Raw genomic sequence first — 473 nt, 5'->3', positions numbered from 1 at the left:
TAGCGGATTACCACCACGTCGCCGGCGACGATCTGGTCACCGAGGATGGCGCGCACGGCGGAATCCTGGGATTCGAACACCCGGGCGCGACCGGTGAAGGTGAGGATGGAGTCATCCACCCCGGCGGTCTTCACGATGCAGCCGCGCTCGGCGATGTTGCCGTACAGCACCGCCAGGCCGCCGTCTTTGCTGTAGGCGTTTTCGTAGTTGCGGATGCAGCCGTTTTCCCGGTCGTCATCCAGGCTGTCCCAGCGGGTGTCCTGGCTGAAGGCGGTCTGGGTGGGGATGCCCGCCGGCCCGGCGGTGAACATCTTTTTCACCCCTGCATCGCTGGTGCGCATGATGTCGTAATGCTCCAGCGCTTCCGCCACGCTGGCGGAATGGACCATGGGAATGTCCCGGTGCAGCAGGCCGGCCCGGTCCAGTTCACCAAGAATGCCCATGACGCCACCGGCGCGGTGCACATCTTCCAT

Annotated in this window: 1 protein-coding gene; it reads right to left on the bottom strand. The window is 64.9% G+C overall.

Annotated features, from left to right (window positions below; translation table 11 throughout):
• Positions 1 to 473: dihydroxy-acid dehydratase (locus tag B3Q33_RS11500; RefSeq protein WP_286827541.1), on the bottom strand; the 473-nt coding region annotated here is incomplete at both ends.

The organism is Alcanivorax sp. UBA3183, assembly GCF_002364155.1.
Taxonomy (GTDB): Bacteria; Pseudomonadota; Gammaproteobacteria; order Pseudomonadales; family Alcanivoracaceae; genus Alcanivorax; species Alcanivorax jadensis.
Note: the sequence above shows the minus strand (reverse complement) of the source record. Positions and strands in the feature narration are given on the sequence as shown.